The organism is Rathayibacter sp. VKM Ac-2805, assembly GCF_009834265.1.
GTDB lineage: Bacteria > Actinomycetota > Actinomycetes > Actinomycetales > Microbacteriaceae > Rathayibacter.
The window spans coordinates 2,638,471-2,655,252 of sequence record NZ_CP047185.1 but is presented as its reverse complement, the minus strand read 5'-3'; the positions used below and the strand labels follow the sequence as shown (position 1 = coordinate 2,655,252).

Sequence of the window (16,782 nt, the reverse complement as noted above, 5' to 3'; positions counted from 1 at the left end):
AACTCTGCGTCATGGAGATCGAGATCGGGCGCGCCAAGCGCGCCCGCCGCGCGTACGCCTTCGACGACATCGCCGTCGTCCCGAGCCGCCGGACGCGCGACCCCGAGGTCGTGTCGGTGAAGTGGTCGATCGACGCGTACCAGTTCGCGACGCCGATTCTCGCCGCGCCGATGGACTCGGTGGTGTCGCCGGCGACGGCGATCCGGCTCGGGCATCTGGGGGCGCTGGGCGTCCTCGACCTCGAGGGTCTGTGGACGCGGTACGAGGACCCGGAGCCGCTGCTCGAGGAGATCCGCCGGCTTCCGGCCGAGACCGCGACGCAGCGGATGCAGGAGATCTACTCCGCTCCGATCCGCCCCGAGCTGGTGACCGCGCGCCTGGCCGAGATCCGCGCCGCGGGCGTGACCGTCGCCGGGGCCCTGTCGCCCCAGCGGACCGCGGAGCTGTACCAGACCGTCGTCGACGCCGGGGTCGACGTGTTCGTCATCCGCGGCACGACCGTGTCGGCCGAGCACGTCTCGCGCGATACCGAGCCGCTGAACCTCAAGAAGTTCATCTACGAGCTCGATGTGCCCGTCATCGTCGGCGGCGCCTCCACCTACACCGCGGCCCTGCACCTCATGCGCACGGGCGCCGCGGGCGTCCTCGTCGGGTTCGGCGGCGGTGCCGCCTCCACCACCCGCACGACGCTCGGCATCCAGGCTCCGATGGCGACCGCGGTCGCCGATGTCGCCGGCGCTCGCCGCGACTACCTCGACGAGTCGGGCGGACGCTACGTGCACGTCATCGCGGACGGCGGCCTCGGCACCTCCGGCGACATCGTGAAGGCCGTCGCGGTGGGCGCGGACGCCGTGATGCTCGGCTCGGCGCTGGCCCGCGCGACCGACGCTCCGGGCGGCGGCTGGCACTGGGGCGCGGAGGCGCACCACCCGCAGCTGCCGCGCGGCCGCCGCGTCGAGGTCGGCACCGTCGGCACCCTCGAGCAGGTCCTGTACGGCCCGGCGACCGGCGCCGACGGCACGGCGAACCTCATCGGCGCCCTGCGCCGCTCGATGGCGACGACCGGCTACTCCGACCTCAAGGAGTTCCAGCGGGTCGAGGTCGTCGTCGCGCCGTACCAGCCCAGCTGACGCTCACCGACCGAGGCGATCCTGACCGTCGAGGCCACCGCGAACAGCGGGCTCCCTCGACGGCCCGGGGGTCCCTGGACGCGGCGGACGCCGGCGCGGGCCGGCCGGACGTGCTGGCGTCCTAGGCCTCGCGCCAGCCCGGCGGACGACACTGCGGACCCGCGCGCGCGGATCCGGTCTTCCCGGCGCTTCTGGGCGAGAAGCACGTGCTCGGGCGAGCGGCCCCCGAGGAACGCCGGGTCGGTTCGGATCGACGGCGGTCTGCGCGAGATCCGAGACGGCGAGTCCGTCGATCAGTGCGGGTGAGGGCGGACGAGCGCTCCGCGACGCCGCTCCACGTCCGGCTGCCCGGGTCCGTCGCCCCTCGACATGCACGGTCTCCGCAAGAGGCTCGACCAAGGGGCGTCCCGGACCGCCGCCGCCGCCGACTCGCGGAGGACGAAGGGCGCGCTCCAGGTCGCGGCCACGGCGTCGATCCGCGCCCGCTGCCGCTCGTCCGCGGAGGCCCCCGCCCACTCGCCGGTCGGCGCGTACCGCGGTGCAGCCGCACGAGCTCTTCCGACCGGCCTCACGCCCCGTCTCGACGGATCCCCACTGCACGCTTCCGCCCCCCTTTCCCTCCCTCCGCTCCTCCTGTGGAGACTCCCCCCACCACCTGTGGGCAGCGAGGGAACGCAGGACCGCCGAGGCCGTCGGGAACTGCGGGATCCCTCGACGGGTCGGGGTTCCCTCGGCAGGAGGGCTCCGCACGCGCCTAAGCTGGAAGTCCCGAGTGGGAGCGCCGCACGGCGCGGAGGGAGCACGCATGGTCGAGGTCCGCAGGGTCAAACTGCCCGGTGTCGGCGTTCTGCACACGTTCCTGACGGCCGACGGCGGCAAGGTCGGGGTCATCGCCCACCGCTCCGGCCACAGCGACCTGATCACGTTCGCCGAGGGCGACCAGGACGGCGCCAAGGTGTCCCTCCGCCTGAGCGACGACGAGGCGCACACCCTCGCCGAGCTCCTCGGCGGCACGCAGATCACGGAGTCGCTGACCGCGCTCGATCAGATCCCGGGCCTCTCGATCGACTGGTTCACCGTCGACTACGACGACCACATCGCCGGACAGCAGCTCGGCAAGCCCGCCGACCGAGGGATCGTCGGGCTGACCGTCGTCGCCGTGGTCCGGGGCGACGCCGCCAATCCGGCGCCGGCCCCCGACTTCCGCGTCTTCCCCGGCGACACCCTCGTGGTCGCCGGCAGCCCCGAGAAGGTCGCCAAGGCGTTCGCGTTCTTCCGCACCGGCAGCTTCGCCAAGACGGTCGACGCCCCGCCCGGAGCCTGAGGATGCACCACGGCGAAGACCTCATCGTCCTCGGCGTCCTGTTCGTCGTCGCCTACGTCCTCGGCCGGCTGGGGAGGACGATCGGGCTCCCGGCCATCCCGATCTACATGGTCGTCGGGCTCCTCGCGAGCCCGAACTTCCACCTCTTCCCGCTCGACTTCGAGTCGAGCTACATCGAGCTGACCGCGGTCTTCGGGCTGATCCTGCTGCTGTTCAACCTCGGCCTGGAGTTCGACCAGGACGAGTTCTTCGGGAACGCCGGCCGTCTGATCCTCTCCGGCGGCTCCTACATCGCGGTCAACATGGCCGTCGGCCTCGGCTTCGGCTTCGCGCTGGGCTGGGGGAGCCGCGAGGCGCTGATCATCGCCGGTATCACGGCGACGAGCTCGAGCGCGATCGTCACCAAGCTGCTGATCGAGCTCAAGCGCCTGGCGAACCCCGAGACGCCGATGATCCTGGGCGTCACGGTCGTCGAGGACATCTTCATCGCGGTCTACCTGGCGATCGTGTCCGTCGTGCTCTCGGGCGAGACGGAGCCGTGGCCGGTGGTGCTCAAGCTCGTCATCGCGTTCGCGTTCCTCGTGGTGATGTTCGCGATCGCCCGCTGGGGCGGGAAGGTCGTCTCCCGCTTCTTCCGCACTCGCGACGACGAGCTGTTCACGATCCTGTTCTTCGGTCTCGCCATCCTGTTCGGCGGCATCGGCGAGGTCCTCGGAGTGACGGATGCGATCGGCGCGTTCCTGATCGGACTGGTCATCGGAGCGACGCGGTTCCGGTCGAGGGTCGAGCACATCGCGATCCCGCTGCGCGACGTGTTCGGAGCCTTCTTCTTCGTCAACTTCGGTCTCGGGCTGGATCCCGGCGCGTTCCCGAGCGTCGTGGTCCCGGTGCTGATCGCCGCGGTGATGACCATCGTCCTCAACCTCGGCGCGGGGCAGTTCGTCGCGTGGCTCAACAAGCTCGGACCGCGCGCGGGCCTGAACGCGGCGTTCATCCTGCACAACCGCGGCGAGTTCGCGCTCATCCTGGCGACGCTCTCGCTCTCGGCGGGGCTCGACGAGCGGATCCAGCCCTTCGCCGGCCTCTACGTGCTGATCATGGCGATCGTCGGGCCGATCCTCGCCTCGCGCTCCGAGAGCATCGGCGCGTTCCTCTCGCGGCGGCGGCACCGCCCGGCACCCGCAGCGGCCACGGCCATGGACGAGGAGGACTTCGCGCTCGTGGAGGCGGCGATGGCCGCGCCCGCCGTCTCCGCGGAGGAGGCCCCCGCTCCTCCGAGGCGCCCCGCGGAGCCGGACGAGCTCGACGACGAGTTCCCCGATCCGATGCGTCAGGCGCTCATCGACCAGGCGATGCAGCAGTCCGACGGCGCCGACGACGCCCGGCCCCGCCGCCCGAGGGAGCCCGACTACTGATCCCACGGAGCTCCCACACTCACGGGTTAGGCTCGATCCGGCCCGCGGGACACCGCACGGATCGAGGGCGGACGAGGGACGAATGACGCAGAGCACGGTCGGGCAGGTGGCCCGGCGCCCGCGCTGGATCGCCGCGCTGGCGCTCGCACTCCTGATCGCCGGGCTCTTCGCCGCGCTCGGGCAGTGGCAGGTCGGCCGCGCGGTCGAAGCCGCCGCGCCCGACTCCGGAGTGTCGGAGACGACGCTCCCGCTCGCCGAGGTCGCGACCCCCTCCCGCTCGATCACGGCGACCGCCGACGGACAGCGCGTGGAGGGCTCGTCCGTCTTCGTGCCGGGCGGTGCCGAGATCCTCGGCGGCCGCCTGAACGGCGAGCAGCCGGGCTGGTGGGTCATCGCCCGCACCCGCACCGCCGACGCCGACCTGGTGCTCGCCTACGGCTGGACGCAGGACGAGACGCAGGCGCAGTCCGTCGCGAACGCGCTCAACAGCGGGAGCGAGCAGGCGCCCTCCTCCTTCACCGGCCGCCTCGTGGCCAACGAGGCGGCGGAGGTGCCGGCGGAGGGCCTGGACCCCGCCACCCTCACCGCGCTCTCCGTCCCCGCGCTGATCAACCGCTGGCCGGATCCGCCGCAGGACGTCTACCAGGGCTACGTCGTCGTCGACGAGCCGGTCGCCGGCCTCGGGGCCATCGACTCCCCGGCGCGCGTGAGCGACGTCTCGCTGAACTGGCTCAACGTCTTCTACGCGATCGAGTGGGTCGTCTTCGCCGGCTTCGCCCTCTACCTCTGGTTCCGCCTCGTCAAGGACGCGTGGGAGCGCGAGGCCGAGGAGGCGCTCGACGCCGAGGAGCGCGCCCGCGCCGACCTGGGCGACCGGGCCGAGGCCCCCGCCCCCGCACCGTAAACTGGTCGTCATGCCCCTCGAGCCCAAGCCCGCGCAGTTCCCTGCGATCCGGAGCGCGCTGCGCTTCTACCGGGTGACCTCGATCATCACCGGCGTGATGCTGCTCCTGCTCTGCGCGGAGATGCTGCTCAAGTACGTCTTCCACCTCGAGCTGTTCGCCTTCGGCCAGCAGGGCGTCCTGCACTTCGCCCCGATGTACGAGGTGCCCGGAGGCGAGTTCACGTCGAGCGGCACCGGCGCGAACCTGTCCACCGGCATCCTGATCGCGCACGGCTGGTTCTACGTCGTCTACCTCTTCGCCGACTTCCGCCTGTGGAGCCTCATGCGCTGGCCGTTCACGCGCTTCGTGCTCATCGCGCTCGGCGGCGTGGTGCCCACCCTCTCCTTCTTCGTCGAGACCCGCATCGCCCGCGAGGTCGAGCAGTATCTCGAGCGCCGGACCGCCGGCACCGACCCGAAGACCCCGACCGACTCCGTGGAGGCCCCCCATTAGCGAGCAGCCCACCGCTCCCCAGCCGCACCTGGCCGCGCAGCCCGTCCTCGTCGTCGACTTCGGCGCGCAGTACGCGCAGCTGATCGCCCGCCGGGTCCGCGAGGCGAACGTCTACTCCGAGATCGTGCCCTCCAACGCCACGGCCGCCGAGATCGCCGCGAAGTCGCCCGTCGGCATCATCCTCTCGGGCGGCCCGTCCAGTGTGTACGAGGAGGGCGCCCCGCAGCTCGACCCCGCGATCTTCGACCTCGGGGTCCCGGTCCTGGGCATCTGCTACGGCTTCCAGGTGATGGCGAAGACGCTCGGCGGCGAGGTCGCCAACACGGGGCTGCGCGAGTACGGAGCGACGGATGCCGCCCTCTCGACCGACGGTGGCGTGCTCCTCGGCGAGCAGCCCGCCGACCAGACGGTGTGGATGAGCCACGGCGACTCGGTCGCACAGGCGCCCGAGGGCTTCGAGGTCCTCGCCTCCACGAGCTCCACCCCGGTCGCCGCCTTCGGCAACGACGAGCGCCGCCTCTACGGCGTGCAGTGGCACCCGGAGGTCAAGCACTCCGCCTACGGCCAGGCCGTCATCGAGAACTTCCTCCACCGCGCCGCGGGCATCCCGGCCGACTGGAACTCCTCCAACGTGATCGACGACCAGGTCGCCGTGATCCGCGAGCAGGTCGGCACCGGACGCGTCATCTGCGGCCTGTCCGGCGGAGTCGACTCCGCCGTCGCCGCTGCGATCGTGCACCGCGCCATCGGCGATCAGCTCACCTGCGTCTTCGTCGACCACGGACTCCTCCGCAAGGACGAGCGCCGCCAGGTCGAGGAGGACTACGTCGCCGCGACCGGCGTCCGCCTGGTCACCGTCGACGCGCGCGAGCAGTTCCTCGACGCGCTCGCCGGCGTCAGCGACCCGGAGCAGAAGCGCAAGATCATCGGCCGCGAGTTCATCCGCACCTTCGAGGCCGCCGCCGAAGCGCTCGTGCTCGAAGCGCAGGGCGAGGGCGAGACGATCGACTTCCTCGTCCAGGGCACGCTCTACCCCGACGTCGTCGAATCCGGCGGCGGCACCGGCACCGCCAACATCAAGTCCCACCACAACGTGGGCGGACTCCCCGAGGACCTGCAGTTCGCCCTCGTCGAGCCGCTCCGCACCCTCTTCAAGGACGAGGTCCGCGCGATCGGCCGCGAGCTCGGCCTCCCCGAGGTCATCGTCGGCCGCCAGCCCTTCCCCGGACCCGGCCTCGGCATCCGCATCGTCGGCGAGGTCACCCAGGAGCGGCTCGACCTCCTCCAGGACGCCGACGCCATCGTCCGCGCCGAGCTCACCGCCGCCGGCCTCGACACCGAGATCTGGCAGTGCCCCGTCGTCCTCCTCGCCGACGTCCGCTCCGTCGGAGTCCAGGGCGACGGCCGCACCTACGGCCACCCCATCGTCCTGCGCCCCGTCTCCTCGGAAGACGCGATGACCGCCGACTGGACCCGCCTGCCCTACGACCTCCTCGCCCGCATCTCCAACCGCATCACCAACGAGGTGAGCGGCGTGAACCGGGTGGTGCTGGATGTGACGTCCAAGCCCCCCGGCACCATCGAGTGGGAGTGATTCCGCGGGTCTCCGCACGGTCATCTGCGGCGTTGTCGGCGGTTGCGATACCTCCGGTATCGCGCCCTTCTCCGCCTTGCAGCTGACCGCGCGGAGACCCGCGGAACGTCAGGAACGGCTCCCTTCGAGGGGGCCGTTTCTTGTTGAGGGGAGCGGGTGGGGGAACGAGCCCCTGCGGGGCCGTTCCCGGGTGCAGGTAGTGGGGAACGAGCTCCTGCGGGGCCGTTCCTGGGTGCAGGTAGTGGGGAACGAGCCCCTGCGGGGCCGTTCCCGGGTGCAGGTCGGGGAACGAGCTCAGGTGGCTGTTCAGGGAACGGGTGGCCGCGGTTCGGCCGGGGGATCGGTCAGGGGCGACCGGTTCCTCGCGGGGTGTACCGAGTGGCGGTCAGGGGTTCGAGGCCCTGCGGGGACGTTCCGGGGGTGCCGATCGAGAGGCGAGCTCCTGCCGGGTGGTCGGGGAACGCGGGTCGGCGCTGGTCCGGGGGCCGAGGTGCAGGCGGCAGGCGCGCGAGCGCGGGTCAGGCGGGGGTGTCGAGCACGCCGATGAAGCGGGTGCCGATGCCGTCGTACTCGTCGCGGCGGTGGCCCTCGGGGTGGTGCGGCCAGGAGGCGGGGGAGTGGTCCTCGCAGACGAGGAACGTGAACTCGGGCCACCACTTCTTCGGGCGGGCGGCCTCGGAGCGGCCGCAGACGGCGCAGTCGAGGGTCACCCACACGGGACGCCTGCCGGTGCGGTTCGCGCGCGACTGGACGAGCCAGGCGGGCGGATCCTGCTCGAGGGCGGCGAGCTCCTCCTCCGACAGACGGGTGGGGATGCCGTGCCGCGTCGCCATCTCGAGGGGGATGTCGAGGCGCTGAGCGGCCTCGCGACGCGTGATCATCCGGCCACCCTAACCCAGCGCCGCACGCGGACCCCGAGGCCGCAGCGACGCGCGCGCGAGCAGCCACTCCAGCGGGCCCTGCCCCACGAGCCGCCTCCAGAGGAGAGCGGCGACGATCGAGCCGACCACGAAGACGCCGAGCAGCGCCCAGCTGCGCCACGCCTCGAAGTCGAACGGCTCGTACGGGACCAGGTACACCGCCAGCGCCACGAGCTGCAGCGAGTAGATCGTCAGCGGCATCGCACCGACGGCCGCGATCGGAGTCGCCGCCCGCGCCAGGAGCGGCAGCCGCTGCAGCAGAGCCGTCAGCGCGCCGAGGACGACGCAGGCGACCCCGCCCGCCCCGAGCAGCTCGGCAGTGGTGCTGGCGTGCGCCTCCACCGCCTCCGGACCCCCGAGCAGCAGCCCGCCGCCGTAGCCGAGCACGGCCGAGACGGCGCCGCCGACGACGACCCGGCGCTGGGTGGTCGCGGACCGGATGTCGCAGCGCGCGATCAGGAGGCCGAGTACCACGTACGCCAGCCACGACGGCACCGGGTAGTACTGGGTGAGCCAGATGAGGGGCTGCGCGGCCAGGAGCGCCTCGTCGGGCGACAGGGTCGAGAGCCAGGAGCCGCCGGCGCTCGTCAGCGCGTCGACCGCGAGGGGCCCGGCGATCGCCGCGACCGCGACCAGCAGGGCGAGGACCGCCCGCGGCAGGAAGAGCAGCAGCGCCGCGACGAGGAACATCACCCCGTAGTGCGGCAGGATCACCGCGATCGGCGTCCCGAGCAGGGTGAGGGCGACGCCGATGACGAGCAGGTACAGCCCGCGGAGCAGGATCGATCCCGTGTCGTGCCAGGGCCGCGAGGAGCGCTGTGCTCCGCCCGTCATCAGCCCGATCGACACTCCCGCCAGCACGGCGAAGAGGACGGAGCTGCGGCCGTTCCAGAGCATCTCGCTCTCGACCGGGGCGAGGTGGGCGGCGAACATGCCGAGGACGGCCAGGCCGCGTGCGACGTCGAGGCCGACGATCCGGGAGTCTGCGGCGCTCATCCCTCCATCGTGCCAGGCGCTCCCGGCAGTGCACCGGGAACGGCGCTGGGGCCGGGAACGACGACGGGCGCCCGACCCGGAGGTCGAGCGCCCGTCGGACGTGGTGCGCCGTGCTACTCGCGGAAGATCGCGACGAGGCGCAGGATCTCCAGGTACATCCAGACGACGGTGACCAGGATGCCGTAGGCGCCGGTCCAGCCGTAGATGCGGGGGAGGCGGTTGCGCACGCCCTGCTGGATGAACTCGAAGTCCATCACGAGCGAGTACGTGGCGAGCGCGACGGCGATGAGGCCGATCACGATGCCGATGAAGCCGGTGCGGAGACCGAAGCCGCCGCCGACGCCGAAGAGGCCGAGGCCCAGGTTCACCAGCGAGAACACCGCGTAGCTGATCATGCCGATGAAGAAGATCTTGTTGAGCTTCGGCGAGGTGCGGATCTTGCCGTTCATGAACAGCGCCAGGGTGACGCCGATCACGATGACGGTCGCCATGAGGGCCTGGACGACCGCTCCGGCGTACGCGCTCTCGAAGAACTTCGAGATCGCACCGACCGCGATGCCCTGGGTCGCGGCGTAGCCGAGGATCAGGGCCGGCGACGGCTGCTTCTTGAAGGCGTTGACGATGCCCAGCACCAGCGCGACGAGCACGGCGGGGAGCATCAGGCCCGGGACGAACCAGCCGACGGCCGCACCCGCGAGGAGCACGACGAAGGCGAGGGCGGTCTTGGCGAGGGTGTCCTCGACGGTCATCCGGTCGGTCTCGACGGAGCCGGCGGCCGGACGGGAGTACATCTGGTCGAGCGTGCCGGGGGAGACGTCCGGGAGGTCCTGCACGCGGCCGGCGTAGCCGCGGTTGCTGAACTCCGGGCGTCCGAAGGCCGGATTGTTGCTTGCCATGGTTCCTCTTCTCTCAGGTGCGCTGGTCTCCGAGGGAACTCGCGGATCTGAGTCGCTGTGGGTGCGGAGTGCGCCGCGGATCCGAGAGGACTGCGACGATGGACACCACCATATCTGAGAGCACCTCTCAGAGTCTGGCTGTTCTCTTCGAGCGGACCTCGACTCCGCTGCGAGCCGCGCAGTGCCGCCCGTAGGATCGCGGCATGCCCGCGCGTCAGTCACCGCTCGTCATCGGCCACCGCGGAGCGAGCGGCTACCGACCGGAGCACACCCGCTCCGCCTACGAGCTGGCGATCGCGCTGGGCGCCGATGCGCTCGAGCCCGATCTGGTGGCGACCCGCGACGGCGTGCTCGTCCTCCGCCACGAGAACGAGATCTCCGGCACGACGGACGTCGAGAAGCGCCCGGAGTTCGCCGCGCGCCGCACCACCAAGCGGATCGACGGCCGCGAGATCACCGGCTGGTTCACCGAGGACTTCACCTGGGACGAGCTGTCGGAGCTGCGGGCCCGCGAGCGGCTGCCGGCGGTGCGCGGCTCCAGCGCCACGTTCGACGGGCAGTTCCCGCTGCTGCGCTTCAGCGAGCTGCTGGCGCTGCTGGACCGGGCGGCGGAGGACGATCCGCTCGCTCCGCCGGGGCTCGTCGCCGAGATCAAGCACGCGACGTACTTCGCCGGGATCGGGCTGCCGCTGGACGTGCTGCTGCGCGAGGAGCTCGCCGCCGCGGGCTGGGGTCCGCGCGACCCGCGGCTCACGATCGAGAGCTTCGAGAAGACCGTTCTGGAGCGGCTCGCGGTGAGCGGAGTCGGCACCCGCCGGATCTACCTGCTCGAGTCGCGGGGCGCCCCGCCCGACCTCGTGGCCGCCCACGGCGCCGACGCGGCCCCCTACTCCGCCTTCACCACGCCGGCGGGACTGCGGAACCTCGCCGGAGCCGTCGACGGGATCAGCGTCGACAAGAGCATGCTCTTCTCGCGGGACGCGGCCGGCCGGGCGACGGGGACCGGTCCGCTCGTCGAGGACGCGCACGCGGCCGGGCTCGAGGTCTACTGCTGGACGCTGCGCGCCGAGAACCGGTTCCTCGAGAAGGTGCACCGCCGCGGGAAGGACCCGGCGGAGTACGGCGGCTGGCAGGAGGAGTTCGCGATGATCCTCCGCTCGGGAGTGGACGGCGTCTTCGCCGACCAGCCCGATCTGGCGATCGAGGCGCGGGCGGCCGAGCAGGAGCGCCTGCTCCGCGGCTGACCGGTCCGCCGATCGGGTTCTCGTCCGGCGCGTGCCGAGCGGACGCGGAGGCTGCGCTGGCATCATCGGCTCACCACCGCCCGCCCGACCCTCGAGAGGAGGCCCCGTGTCCACCCGAGAGCGCATCACCCGCCGCTGGATCACCACCGCCGTCCTCGCCGTGATCGGCGTCGCCGTCGTCTACTGGCTCGCCGTGCTCACCCCTCAGGGCCAGGGCGTCGAGAACTCGGGGCTCCGGGGCGCCGACCTCGTCTTCGGCCGGGCCACCGGCGCCGCCGCGGGGGCGCTCGCGGACGTCACCCCGCTCTCCATGGTCGTCGGCGCCCTGCTCGTCGCGGCGATCGCGCTGATCCGGAGGCGCCCGGCGCTGGCCTTCGCCTCCGTCGGCTCGATCGTCGTCACGGCCGGGCTCACCCAGCTGCTCAAGAACGTGGTCCTCGAGCGGCCCGAGCTGGTCGACACCGACTCCTGGTACACCGGCGGCAGCTTCCCGAGCGGGCACACCGCGGCGGCCGTCTCGGTGGTCTTCGCCCTGGCGATGGTCGTCCCCGGGCGCGCGCGGACCGTCGTGCTCGCGCTGGGCGGCGCGGTCGTGGTGCTGGTCGGCAACCTGACGATGGCCGCCTCCTGGCACCGGGCGAGCGACGTCCTCGGGGCCGACCTCGTCGCGCTCGCCTCCGCCTCCGCCGCCTGCGCGTGGCTGACCACCAGGGCCCAGGTGGGCCGAGCGCCGAAGAGGCCCGCGCGGCGCGGGGTGAACCGGCTGCTCCTGGTGTGCTCGGTGATCGTGGTGGTGCTGCTCGCGGCTCTCGCCGTCCAGGGCATCCAGTACTACCCCGACGACACGAAGGACCTCACCGCCTTCGCGCTCCTGCAGCTCCTGGCGGTGTCGACGTCGGCGCTCGCCGTGCTCGGCTTCTCCCTCGCGTGGCGCGGACTGGACGTCGGTGGGGCGCTCACCTCGCCCGCGCCGCGTCAGCGGACCGCCTGACCGCTCCCGGTGTCGGAGGGGCGATCTACACTCGGAGGGACATGAGCTTCCTCTTCGATCCGAGCGACTCCCGCGCCACCCCGGTCATCGTCGGTCCCCCCGGCGGCCCCGGGGACGCGCCCCGCACCGACCCGGCGCACGAGCAGCTCGTCGCGGGGCTGAACCCCCAGCAGCGCGAGGCGGTCGAGTACCGCGGAGACGCGCTGCTCATCGTCGCGGGTGCGGGCTCGGGCAAGACCAGCGTCCTCACCCGGCGCATCGCGAGCCTCCTGGGCAACGGCGAGGCCTGGCCGAGCCAGATCCTCGCGATCACGTTCACCAACAAGGCCGCGGCCGAGATGCGCGAGCGCGTCGAGAAGCTGGTGGGGCAGAGCGCCGAGGGGATGTGGATCTCGACGTTCCACTCCGCGTGCGTGCGGATCCTGCGCCGCGAGGCCGAGAACTTCGGCATGACCAAGTCGTTCACGATCTACGACTCGGGCGATCAGCGCGCCCTGCTCAAGCGCATCGTGAAGGACCTCGAGGCCGACTCGCTCGGGATCACCGTCGCGAGCGCCTCCGCGAAGATCTCCAAGCTCAAGAACGAGCTCGCCGACGTCGACTCCTACGCCCGCACCGCGAACCTCAGCGACCCGAACGAGGAGATGTTCCTCCAGGTCTTCCGGGCCTACTCGCGGGCGCTCGAGGGGGCGAACGCGTTCGACTTCGACGACCTGATCGCGCAGACCGTCTACCTCTTCCGCGCCTTCCCGCACGTCGCCGCGAAGTACCAGCGGCGCTTCCGCCACGTGCTGGTCGACGAGTACCAGGACACGAACCACGCCCAGTACTCGCTGATCCACGAGCTGACCCGGCCCGTGCCGCCGGCGACGATGGCCGCGGCGCAGTTCGACCGCCCCTACCGCGGACCGGTCACGGCCGACGGCTCCATCCCGGGGGCCTCGCTCACCGTCGTCGGCGACTCGGACCAGTCCATCTACGCGTTCCGCGGCGCCGACATCCGCAACATCGTCGAGTTCGAGCGCGACTTCCCGGGCTGCCGCGTGATCCTGCTCGAGCAGAACTACCGCTCGACGCAGAACATCCTCTCGGCGGCCAACGCCGTCATCTCGAACAACTTCGACCGTCGCGCGAAGAACCTCTGGTCCTCCAGCGGCGACGGGGAGAAGATCGTCGGCTACACCGGGTACTCGGGTCACGACGAGGCGCAGTTCGTGGTCGACGAGATCGCCCGCCTGCACGCGGCGGGGACCGGCTACGACGAGATCGCGGTCTTCTACCGCACCAACGCGCAGACCCGCGCGCTGGAGGAGATCTTCATCCGCTCCGCGCTGCCCTACCGGATCCTGGGCGGCACGAAGTTCTACGAGCGCGCCGAGATCAAGGACGCCCTGGCGTACCTGATCACGGTGGCGAACCCGGCCGACGTGCTGGCGCTGCGGCGCATCATGAACACTCCGAAGCGGGGCATCGGCCCCGCGACGGAGGCGCAGCTGCAGTCGTTCGCCGACACCAACGCGGTGACCCTGCGGGAGGCGATGCGCAACGCCGGCTCGCTCGGGATGGGCCCGAAGGTGACGAAGGCGATCGTCGACCTCGCGACCCTCCTCGACGAGTGCGCGCTGATGCTCGACCCCGCACGGGAGGGCGGCGAGGCGAAGGTGCACGAGGTCCTGACGGCGCTCCTCACCCGCAGCGGCTACCTCGACATGCTCCGCGCCAGCCGCGACCCGCAGGACGAGGCCCGCGCCGAGAACGTCGACGAGCTCATCGCCGTCACCAAGGAGTTCGCGCGCAACAACCCGGACGGCGGGCTCGTGGACTTCCTCACCGAGGTCTCGCTGGTCGCCGCGGCCGACGACCTCGACGACGACTCCGGCACCGTCTCGCTGATGACACTGCACACGGCGAAGGGCCTCGAGTACGACGCCGTGTTCCTCACCGGCATCGAGGAGGACCTGCTCCCGCACCGCATCTCGGCGAACGAGCCCGGCGGCCCGGCCGAGGAGCGGCGGCTGTTCTACGTGGGGATCACCCGGGCCCGCAAGCGCCTCTACCTCTCGCTCGCGATGACCCGCGCGCAGTACGGCGAGACGTCGGTCGCGATGCCGAGCCGGTTCCTGCAGGAGATCCCCGGAGAGCTGATCCAGTGGCGCCAGTCGCCCGGCGCGGCGACCTCGCGCGGTGGCACGCAGCCCCGGGCGCTGAACGCTCAGCGGCCCGGCTTCGGCAAGTCGCGATCGAACACCGAGTTCCGGGAGGCGCTCGCCGCGGCGCCGAAGGCCAAGGGCGAGTTCCCGAACCGGATCACCGGCATGGTGCGCGACAACGGCGATCTCGAGCTGATCGCGGGCGACCGCATCCGGCACACCGACTTCGGTGAGGGGCGCGTGAACGCGGTGACGGGCGAGGGCTCGAAGCGCGTCGCGCACGTGCTCTTCGACCAGGTGGGCGCGAAGAAGCTGCTGATCAAGGTCGCGCCGATCGAGAAGATCTAGTCCGGTGGCGGCCGGATCGGCGGCCGCGCGGCTCGCGACGGAGGTGTTCTCCCCTGCGGTCCTCGCGGTGCTCGTGCCGGTCGTGGTCGGCGCGCGCGTCGCGGATCCCCCCCTGCTCGGCGTCGCCTGGGGAGCGCTCGCGGCGCTCTTCGTCGGCGTGGTGCCCTACCTCGTCATCCGCCTGCTGATGCGCACCGGCCGGATCCACGGCGACCATCACGTGCCCGACCGGCGCGAGCGGGCGCTGCCGATCGCGCTGGCGCTGGTGTCGATCGCGGCCGGCCTGGTACTGCTCGCCGTGCTCGGCGCTCCTGCCGCGGTGACCACGTTCGGCGTGGTGACGGTGGCCGTGGTGCTCGCCGTCGGCGTGGTCAACCTGGTCTGGAAGCTGTCCGGGCACGCGGCGGTGGTCGCCACCTGCGCCGTCGTCGTGCTGATCGCCTACGGACCGCTCTCCCTTCTGATCAGCGTGCCCGTCGTCCTCTGGGTGCTCTGGTCGAGGGTGCGCCTCGGTGCGCACACCCCCGCTCAGGTCCTCGCGGGCGCCGCGGTCGGCACCGTCCTCGCCGGGACCGTCTGGTCCCTGCTCGGCTGACGTCCGTCCCTTCCCGTGTGCCCTCTGGTCGCCTTCCGCGAGATTCCACTCGAGTGGGAGGCGCGCCGTGGCGGGCTCACCCGAGTGGCATCTCGCGGAAGGGGTCAGCCGGCGTAGCGCGCGACGAGCTCCCGCTTGAGGATCTTGCCGCTGGGCCCGAGCGGAAGGGCGTCGACGAACTCGACGCGGCGGGGGAACTTGAAGGCGGCGAGATGCTCGTTCGCGTAGGCGATCAGCTCCTCCGCGGTGGCGGTCGCCGACGGGGCGAGGATCACCGCGGCCATCACCTCCTGGCCGTGGCGCTCGTCCGGGATCCCGAAGACCGCTGCGTTCTGCACGGCCGGGTGCCCGATCAGCACCTCCTCGACCTCGCGCGGGTACACGTTGTAGCCGTTGCGGATGATCATGTCCTTCGTGCGGTCGAGGATGCGGACGTAGTCCTCCTCGTCCTTCGTGCCCAGGTCGCCGGTGCGGAACCAGCCGTCGATCACCGCCTCCGCGGTCGCCGCCGGATTGCCGAGGTACCCCTTCATCAGGTTGTGCCCGCGCACCACGATCTCGCCGAGCTCGCCCCGGGGGAGCAGCTCGACGCGGTCGGTCACGTCGGGGCGGGCGACCTCGACCTCGACGCCCCAGATCGGCGTGCCGACCGTGCCCGGCCGCGGCGGGACTCCGACGTGGTTGAAGGTGGCGACCGGGGAGGTCTCGGTGAGCCCGTAGCCCTCGTAGATCTCGACGCCGAACACCTCGCGGAAGCGCTCGATCACGGCGACGGGCAGGGCGGCGCCTCCCGAGACCGCGTAGCGCAGCGGCGGCCGGTCCTCGCGCCGGGTCGCGGCGTCGAGCAGGGCGACGTACATCGTGGGCACGCCCTCGAAGACCGTGCAGCCGTGGGCGATCATCGCCTCGAGCGCGGCGTCGCCGTCGAACTTCGGCACCAGGACGACCGTCGCGGCGGTGCGGAAGGCCGTGTTCATCGCGCAGACCTGCCCGAAGGTGTGGAAGAGCGGCAGCGCCCCGAGCACCACGTCGCCGCGGTGCAGGTCGAACGTGTTCATCAGCAGCACGTCCGACTGCGAGACGATCGCGAAGTGCGTCCCCTCCGCCCCCTTCGGGCGGCCGGTGGTGCCGCTGGTGTAGAGGATCGTCGCCGTGTCGGAGGGGGAGCGGGGCACGTAGCCGTCGATCGGGGTCGCCTCCGCGGCGAGGTCCTCCAGGCGCGGGAGGGGCGAGGCGGTGCCGTCGGGCACCATCACGCTCAGCACGGGAACGTCGGCGAGGTCCGCTCCGGCGGCCCCCTCGGCGAGCAGCGGAGCGGCGCACACGAGCGCGACGGCTCCGGAGTCGCGCAGGACGTAGGCGATCTCGTCGTGCTTGAGCAGGGCGTGCACGGGGACCACCACGGCGCCGAGCGCGAGGACGGCGAAGTAGCCGCGGGGGAAGTCGGGGACGTTCGGGACGAGCAGGGCCACGCGGTCGCCCGGTCCGATCCCCTGGGCGCGCAGGGCTCCGGCGTAGGCACGGGTCTGCCGCCAGAGGGTCGCGTAGTCGACGGCCTGCTCGCCGACGCGGATGGCGATCGTGTCAGGGGTGCGCCGCGCCGCCTCCGCCAGGATGGCCGCGACGGAGAGGGTGCCGAAGCCGGCGGCGGGCGGGGGAGCGGCGGGGGCCTCGGCCGTGCGGGGTTCGGTGATGCTCATCAAGGCTCCAGTCGTCGTTGACCGCCGCGGCGGATGCCGGGTGCTTCACCGTAGATCCGCCGGGCGGCCGCGTCGAGCGATC

14 protein-coding genes are annotated in these 16,782 nt (G+C 72.0%); 10 read left to right on the top strand and 4 right to left on the bottom strand.

The genetic code is table 11. The annotated features are described in order from the left end of the window. The first annotated feature begins 11 nt into the window (after positions 1 to 11). The 6 genes from GSU40_RS12350 to guaA all read left to right on the top strand — a co-directional run bounded on the left by GSU40_RS12350 (position 12) and on the right by guaA (position 6,860). Positions 12 to 1,130 carry a GuaB3 family IMP dehydrogenase-related protein gene (locus GSU40_RS12350; RefSeq protein WP_104224734.1) on the top strand — a complete coding sequence of 373 codons (1,119 nt, stop codon included), beginning with the start codon at positions 12 to 14 and terminating at the stop codon, positions 1,128 to 1,130. An 805-nt stretch (positions 1,131 to 1,935) separates the two neighbouring features. Continuing rightward, positions 1,936 to 2,454, top strand: coding sequence for a TrkA C-terminal domain-containing protein (locus tag GSU40_RS12345; RefSeq protein ID WP_068256939.1), 519 nt, complete (start codon positions 1,936 to 1,938; stop codon positions 2,452 to 2,454). Positions 2,455 to 2,456: 2 nt separating this feature from the next. Beyond that, positions 2,457 to 3,869 (top strand): cation:proton antiporter, encoded by a 1,413-nt coding sequence (locus tag GSU40_RS12340; RefSeq protein ID WP_104234167.1) that lies wholly within the window; start codon positions 2,457 to 2,459, stop codon positions 3,867 to 3,869. A gap of 82 nt (positions 3,870 to 3,951) precedes the next feature. Beyond that, entirely contained in the window at positions 3,952 to 4,773 is an 822-nt protein-coding gene (locus GSU40_RS12335) for an SURF1 family cytochrome oxidase biogenesis protein (protein WP_160035159.1), read from the top strand. Between the two features lie 10 nt (positions 4,774 to 4,783). Beyond that, entirely contained in the window at positions 4,784 to 5,266 is a 483-nt protein-coding gene (locus GSU40_RS12330) for a DUF3817 domain-containing protein (protein WP_104234169.1), read from the top strand. Positions 5,267 to 5,294: 28 nt separating this feature from the next. Further along, positions 5,295 to 6,860 (top strand): glutamine-hydrolyzing GMP synthase, encoded by a 1,566-nt coding sequence (gene guaA / locus GSU40_RS12325; protein ID WP_104227304.1) that lies wholly within the window; start codon positions 5,295 to 5,297, stop codon positions 6,858 to 6,860. A 518-nt stretch (positions 6,861 to 7,378) separates the two neighbouring features. Here the strand turns inward: guaA and GSU40_RS12320 are convergent. From GSU40_RS12320 to GSU40_RS12310, 3 genes are all read right to left on the bottom strand, one after another. After that, positions 7,379 to 7,741, bottom strand: coding sequence for a hypothetical protein (locus GSU40_RS12320; RefSeq protein ID WP_104224739.1), 363 nt, complete (start codon positions 7,739 to 7,741; stop codon positions 7,379 to 7,381). Between the two features lie 9 nt (positions 7,742 to 7,750). Beyond that, positions 7,751 to 8,776, bottom strand: coding sequence for a DUF418 domain-containing protein (locus tag GSU40_RS12315; RefSeq protein WP_160035157.1), 1,026 nt, complete (start codon positions 8,774 to 8,776; stop codon positions 7,751 to 7,753). Positions 8,777 to 8,889: 113 nt separating this feature from the next. Beyond that, positions 8,890 to 9,672, bottom strand: coding sequence for a Bax inhibitor-1/YccA family protein (locus GSU40_RS12310; protein ID WP_104224741.1), 783 nt, complete (start codon positions 9,670 to 9,672; stop codon positions 8,890 to 8,892). 203 nt (positions 9,673 to 9,875) lie between these two features. Here GSU40_RS12310 and GSU40_RS12305 point away from each other — a divergent pair, with 203 nt between their 5' ends. The 4 genes from GSU40_RS12305 (at position 9,876) to GSU40_RS12290 (ending at position 15,000) form a co-directional block, all read left to right on the top strand. Continuing rightward, the gene (locus tag GSU40_RS12305; RefSeq protein ID WP_160035155.1) at positions 9,876 to 10,916 is read left to right on the top strand and encodes a glycerophosphodiester phosphodiesterase family protein; all 1,041 of its coding nucleotides are present in this window, start codon (positions 9,876 to 9,878) and stop codon (positions 10,914 to 10,916) included. 106 nt (positions 10,917 to 11,022) lie between these two features. Then, entirely contained in the window at positions 11,023 to 11,907 is an 885-nt protein-coding gene (locus tag GSU40_RS12300; protein ID WP_160035153.1) for a phosphatase PAP2 family protein, read from the top strand. 41 nt (positions 11,908 to 11,948) lie between these two features. Then, positions 11,949 to 14,405, top strand: a complete 2,457-nt coding sequence (locus GSU40_RS12295) for a UvrD-helicase domain-containing protein (protein ID WP_104261607.1) — start codon at positions 11,949 to 11,951, stop codon at positions 14,403 to 14,405. A 4-nt stretch (positions 14,406 to 14,409) separates the two neighbouring features. Beyond that, positions 14,410 to 15,000, top strand: coding sequence for a phosphatase PAP2 family protein (locus GSU40_RS12290; RefSeq protein WP_160035151.1), 591 nt, complete (start codon positions 14,410 to 14,412; stop codon positions 14,998 to 15,000). A 104-nt stretch (positions 15,001 to 15,104) separates the two neighbouring features. Here the strand turns inward: GSU40_RS12290 and GSU40_RS12285 are convergent, their stop codons facing one another. Next, on the bottom strand, positions 15,105 to 16,700 hold the full coding sequence (locus GSU40_RS12285; protein WP_104317960.1) for a long-chain fatty acid--CoA ligase: 1,596 nt from the start codon (positions 16,698 to 16,700) through the stop codon (positions 15,105 to 15,107). Positions 16,701 to 16,782: the final 82 nt, after the last annotated feature.

Bases quoted from the DNA above. Each gene is read 5' to 3' on its own strand.
- GSU40_RS12350 (WP_104224734.1), top strand. From the start codon at position 12: ATGGAGATCGAGATCGGGCGCGCCAAGCGCGCCCGCCGCGCGTACGCC.
- GSU40_RS12345 (WP_068256939.1), top strand. From the start codon at position 1,936: ATGGTCGAGGTCCGCAGGGTCAAACTGCCCGGTGTCGGCGTTCTGCAC.
- GSU40_RS12340 (WP_104234167.1), top strand. From the start codon at position 2,457: ATGCACCACGGCGAAGACCTCATCGTCCTCGGCGTCCTGTTCGTCGTC.
- GSU40_RS12335 (WP_160035159.1), top strand. From the start codon at position 3,952: ATGACGCAGAGCACGGTCGGGCAGGTGGCCCGGCGCCCGCGCTGGATC.
- GSU40_RS12330 (WP_104234169.1), top strand. From the start codon at position 4,784: ATGCCCCTCGAGCCCAAGCCCGCGCAGTTCCCTGCGATCCGGAGCGCG.
- GSU40_RS12320 (WP_104224739.1), bottom strand. From the start codon at position 7,741: ATGATCACGCGTCGCGAGGCCGCTCAGCGCCTCGACATCCCCCTCGAG.
- GSU40_RS12315 (WP_160035157.1), bottom strand. From the start codon at position 8,776: ATGAGCGCCGCAGACTCCCGGATCGTCGGCCTCGACGTCGCACGCGGC.
- GSU40_RS12310 (WP_104224741.1), bottom strand. From the start codon at position 9,672: ATGGCAAGCAACAATCCGGCCTTCGGACGCCCGGAGTTCAGCAACCGC.
- GSU40_RS12305 (WP_160035155.1), top strand. From the start codon at position 9,876: ATGCCCGCGCGTCAGTCACCGCTCGTCATCGGCCACCGCGGAGCGAGC.
- GSU40_RS12295 (WP_104261607.1), top strand. From the start codon at position 11,949: ATGAGCTTCCTCTTCGATCCGAGCGACTCCCGCGCCACCCCGGTCATC.
- GSU40_RS12285 (WP_104317960.1), bottom strand. From the start codon at position 16,700: ATGAGCATCACCGAACCCCGCACGGCCGAGGCCCCCGCCGCTCCCCCG.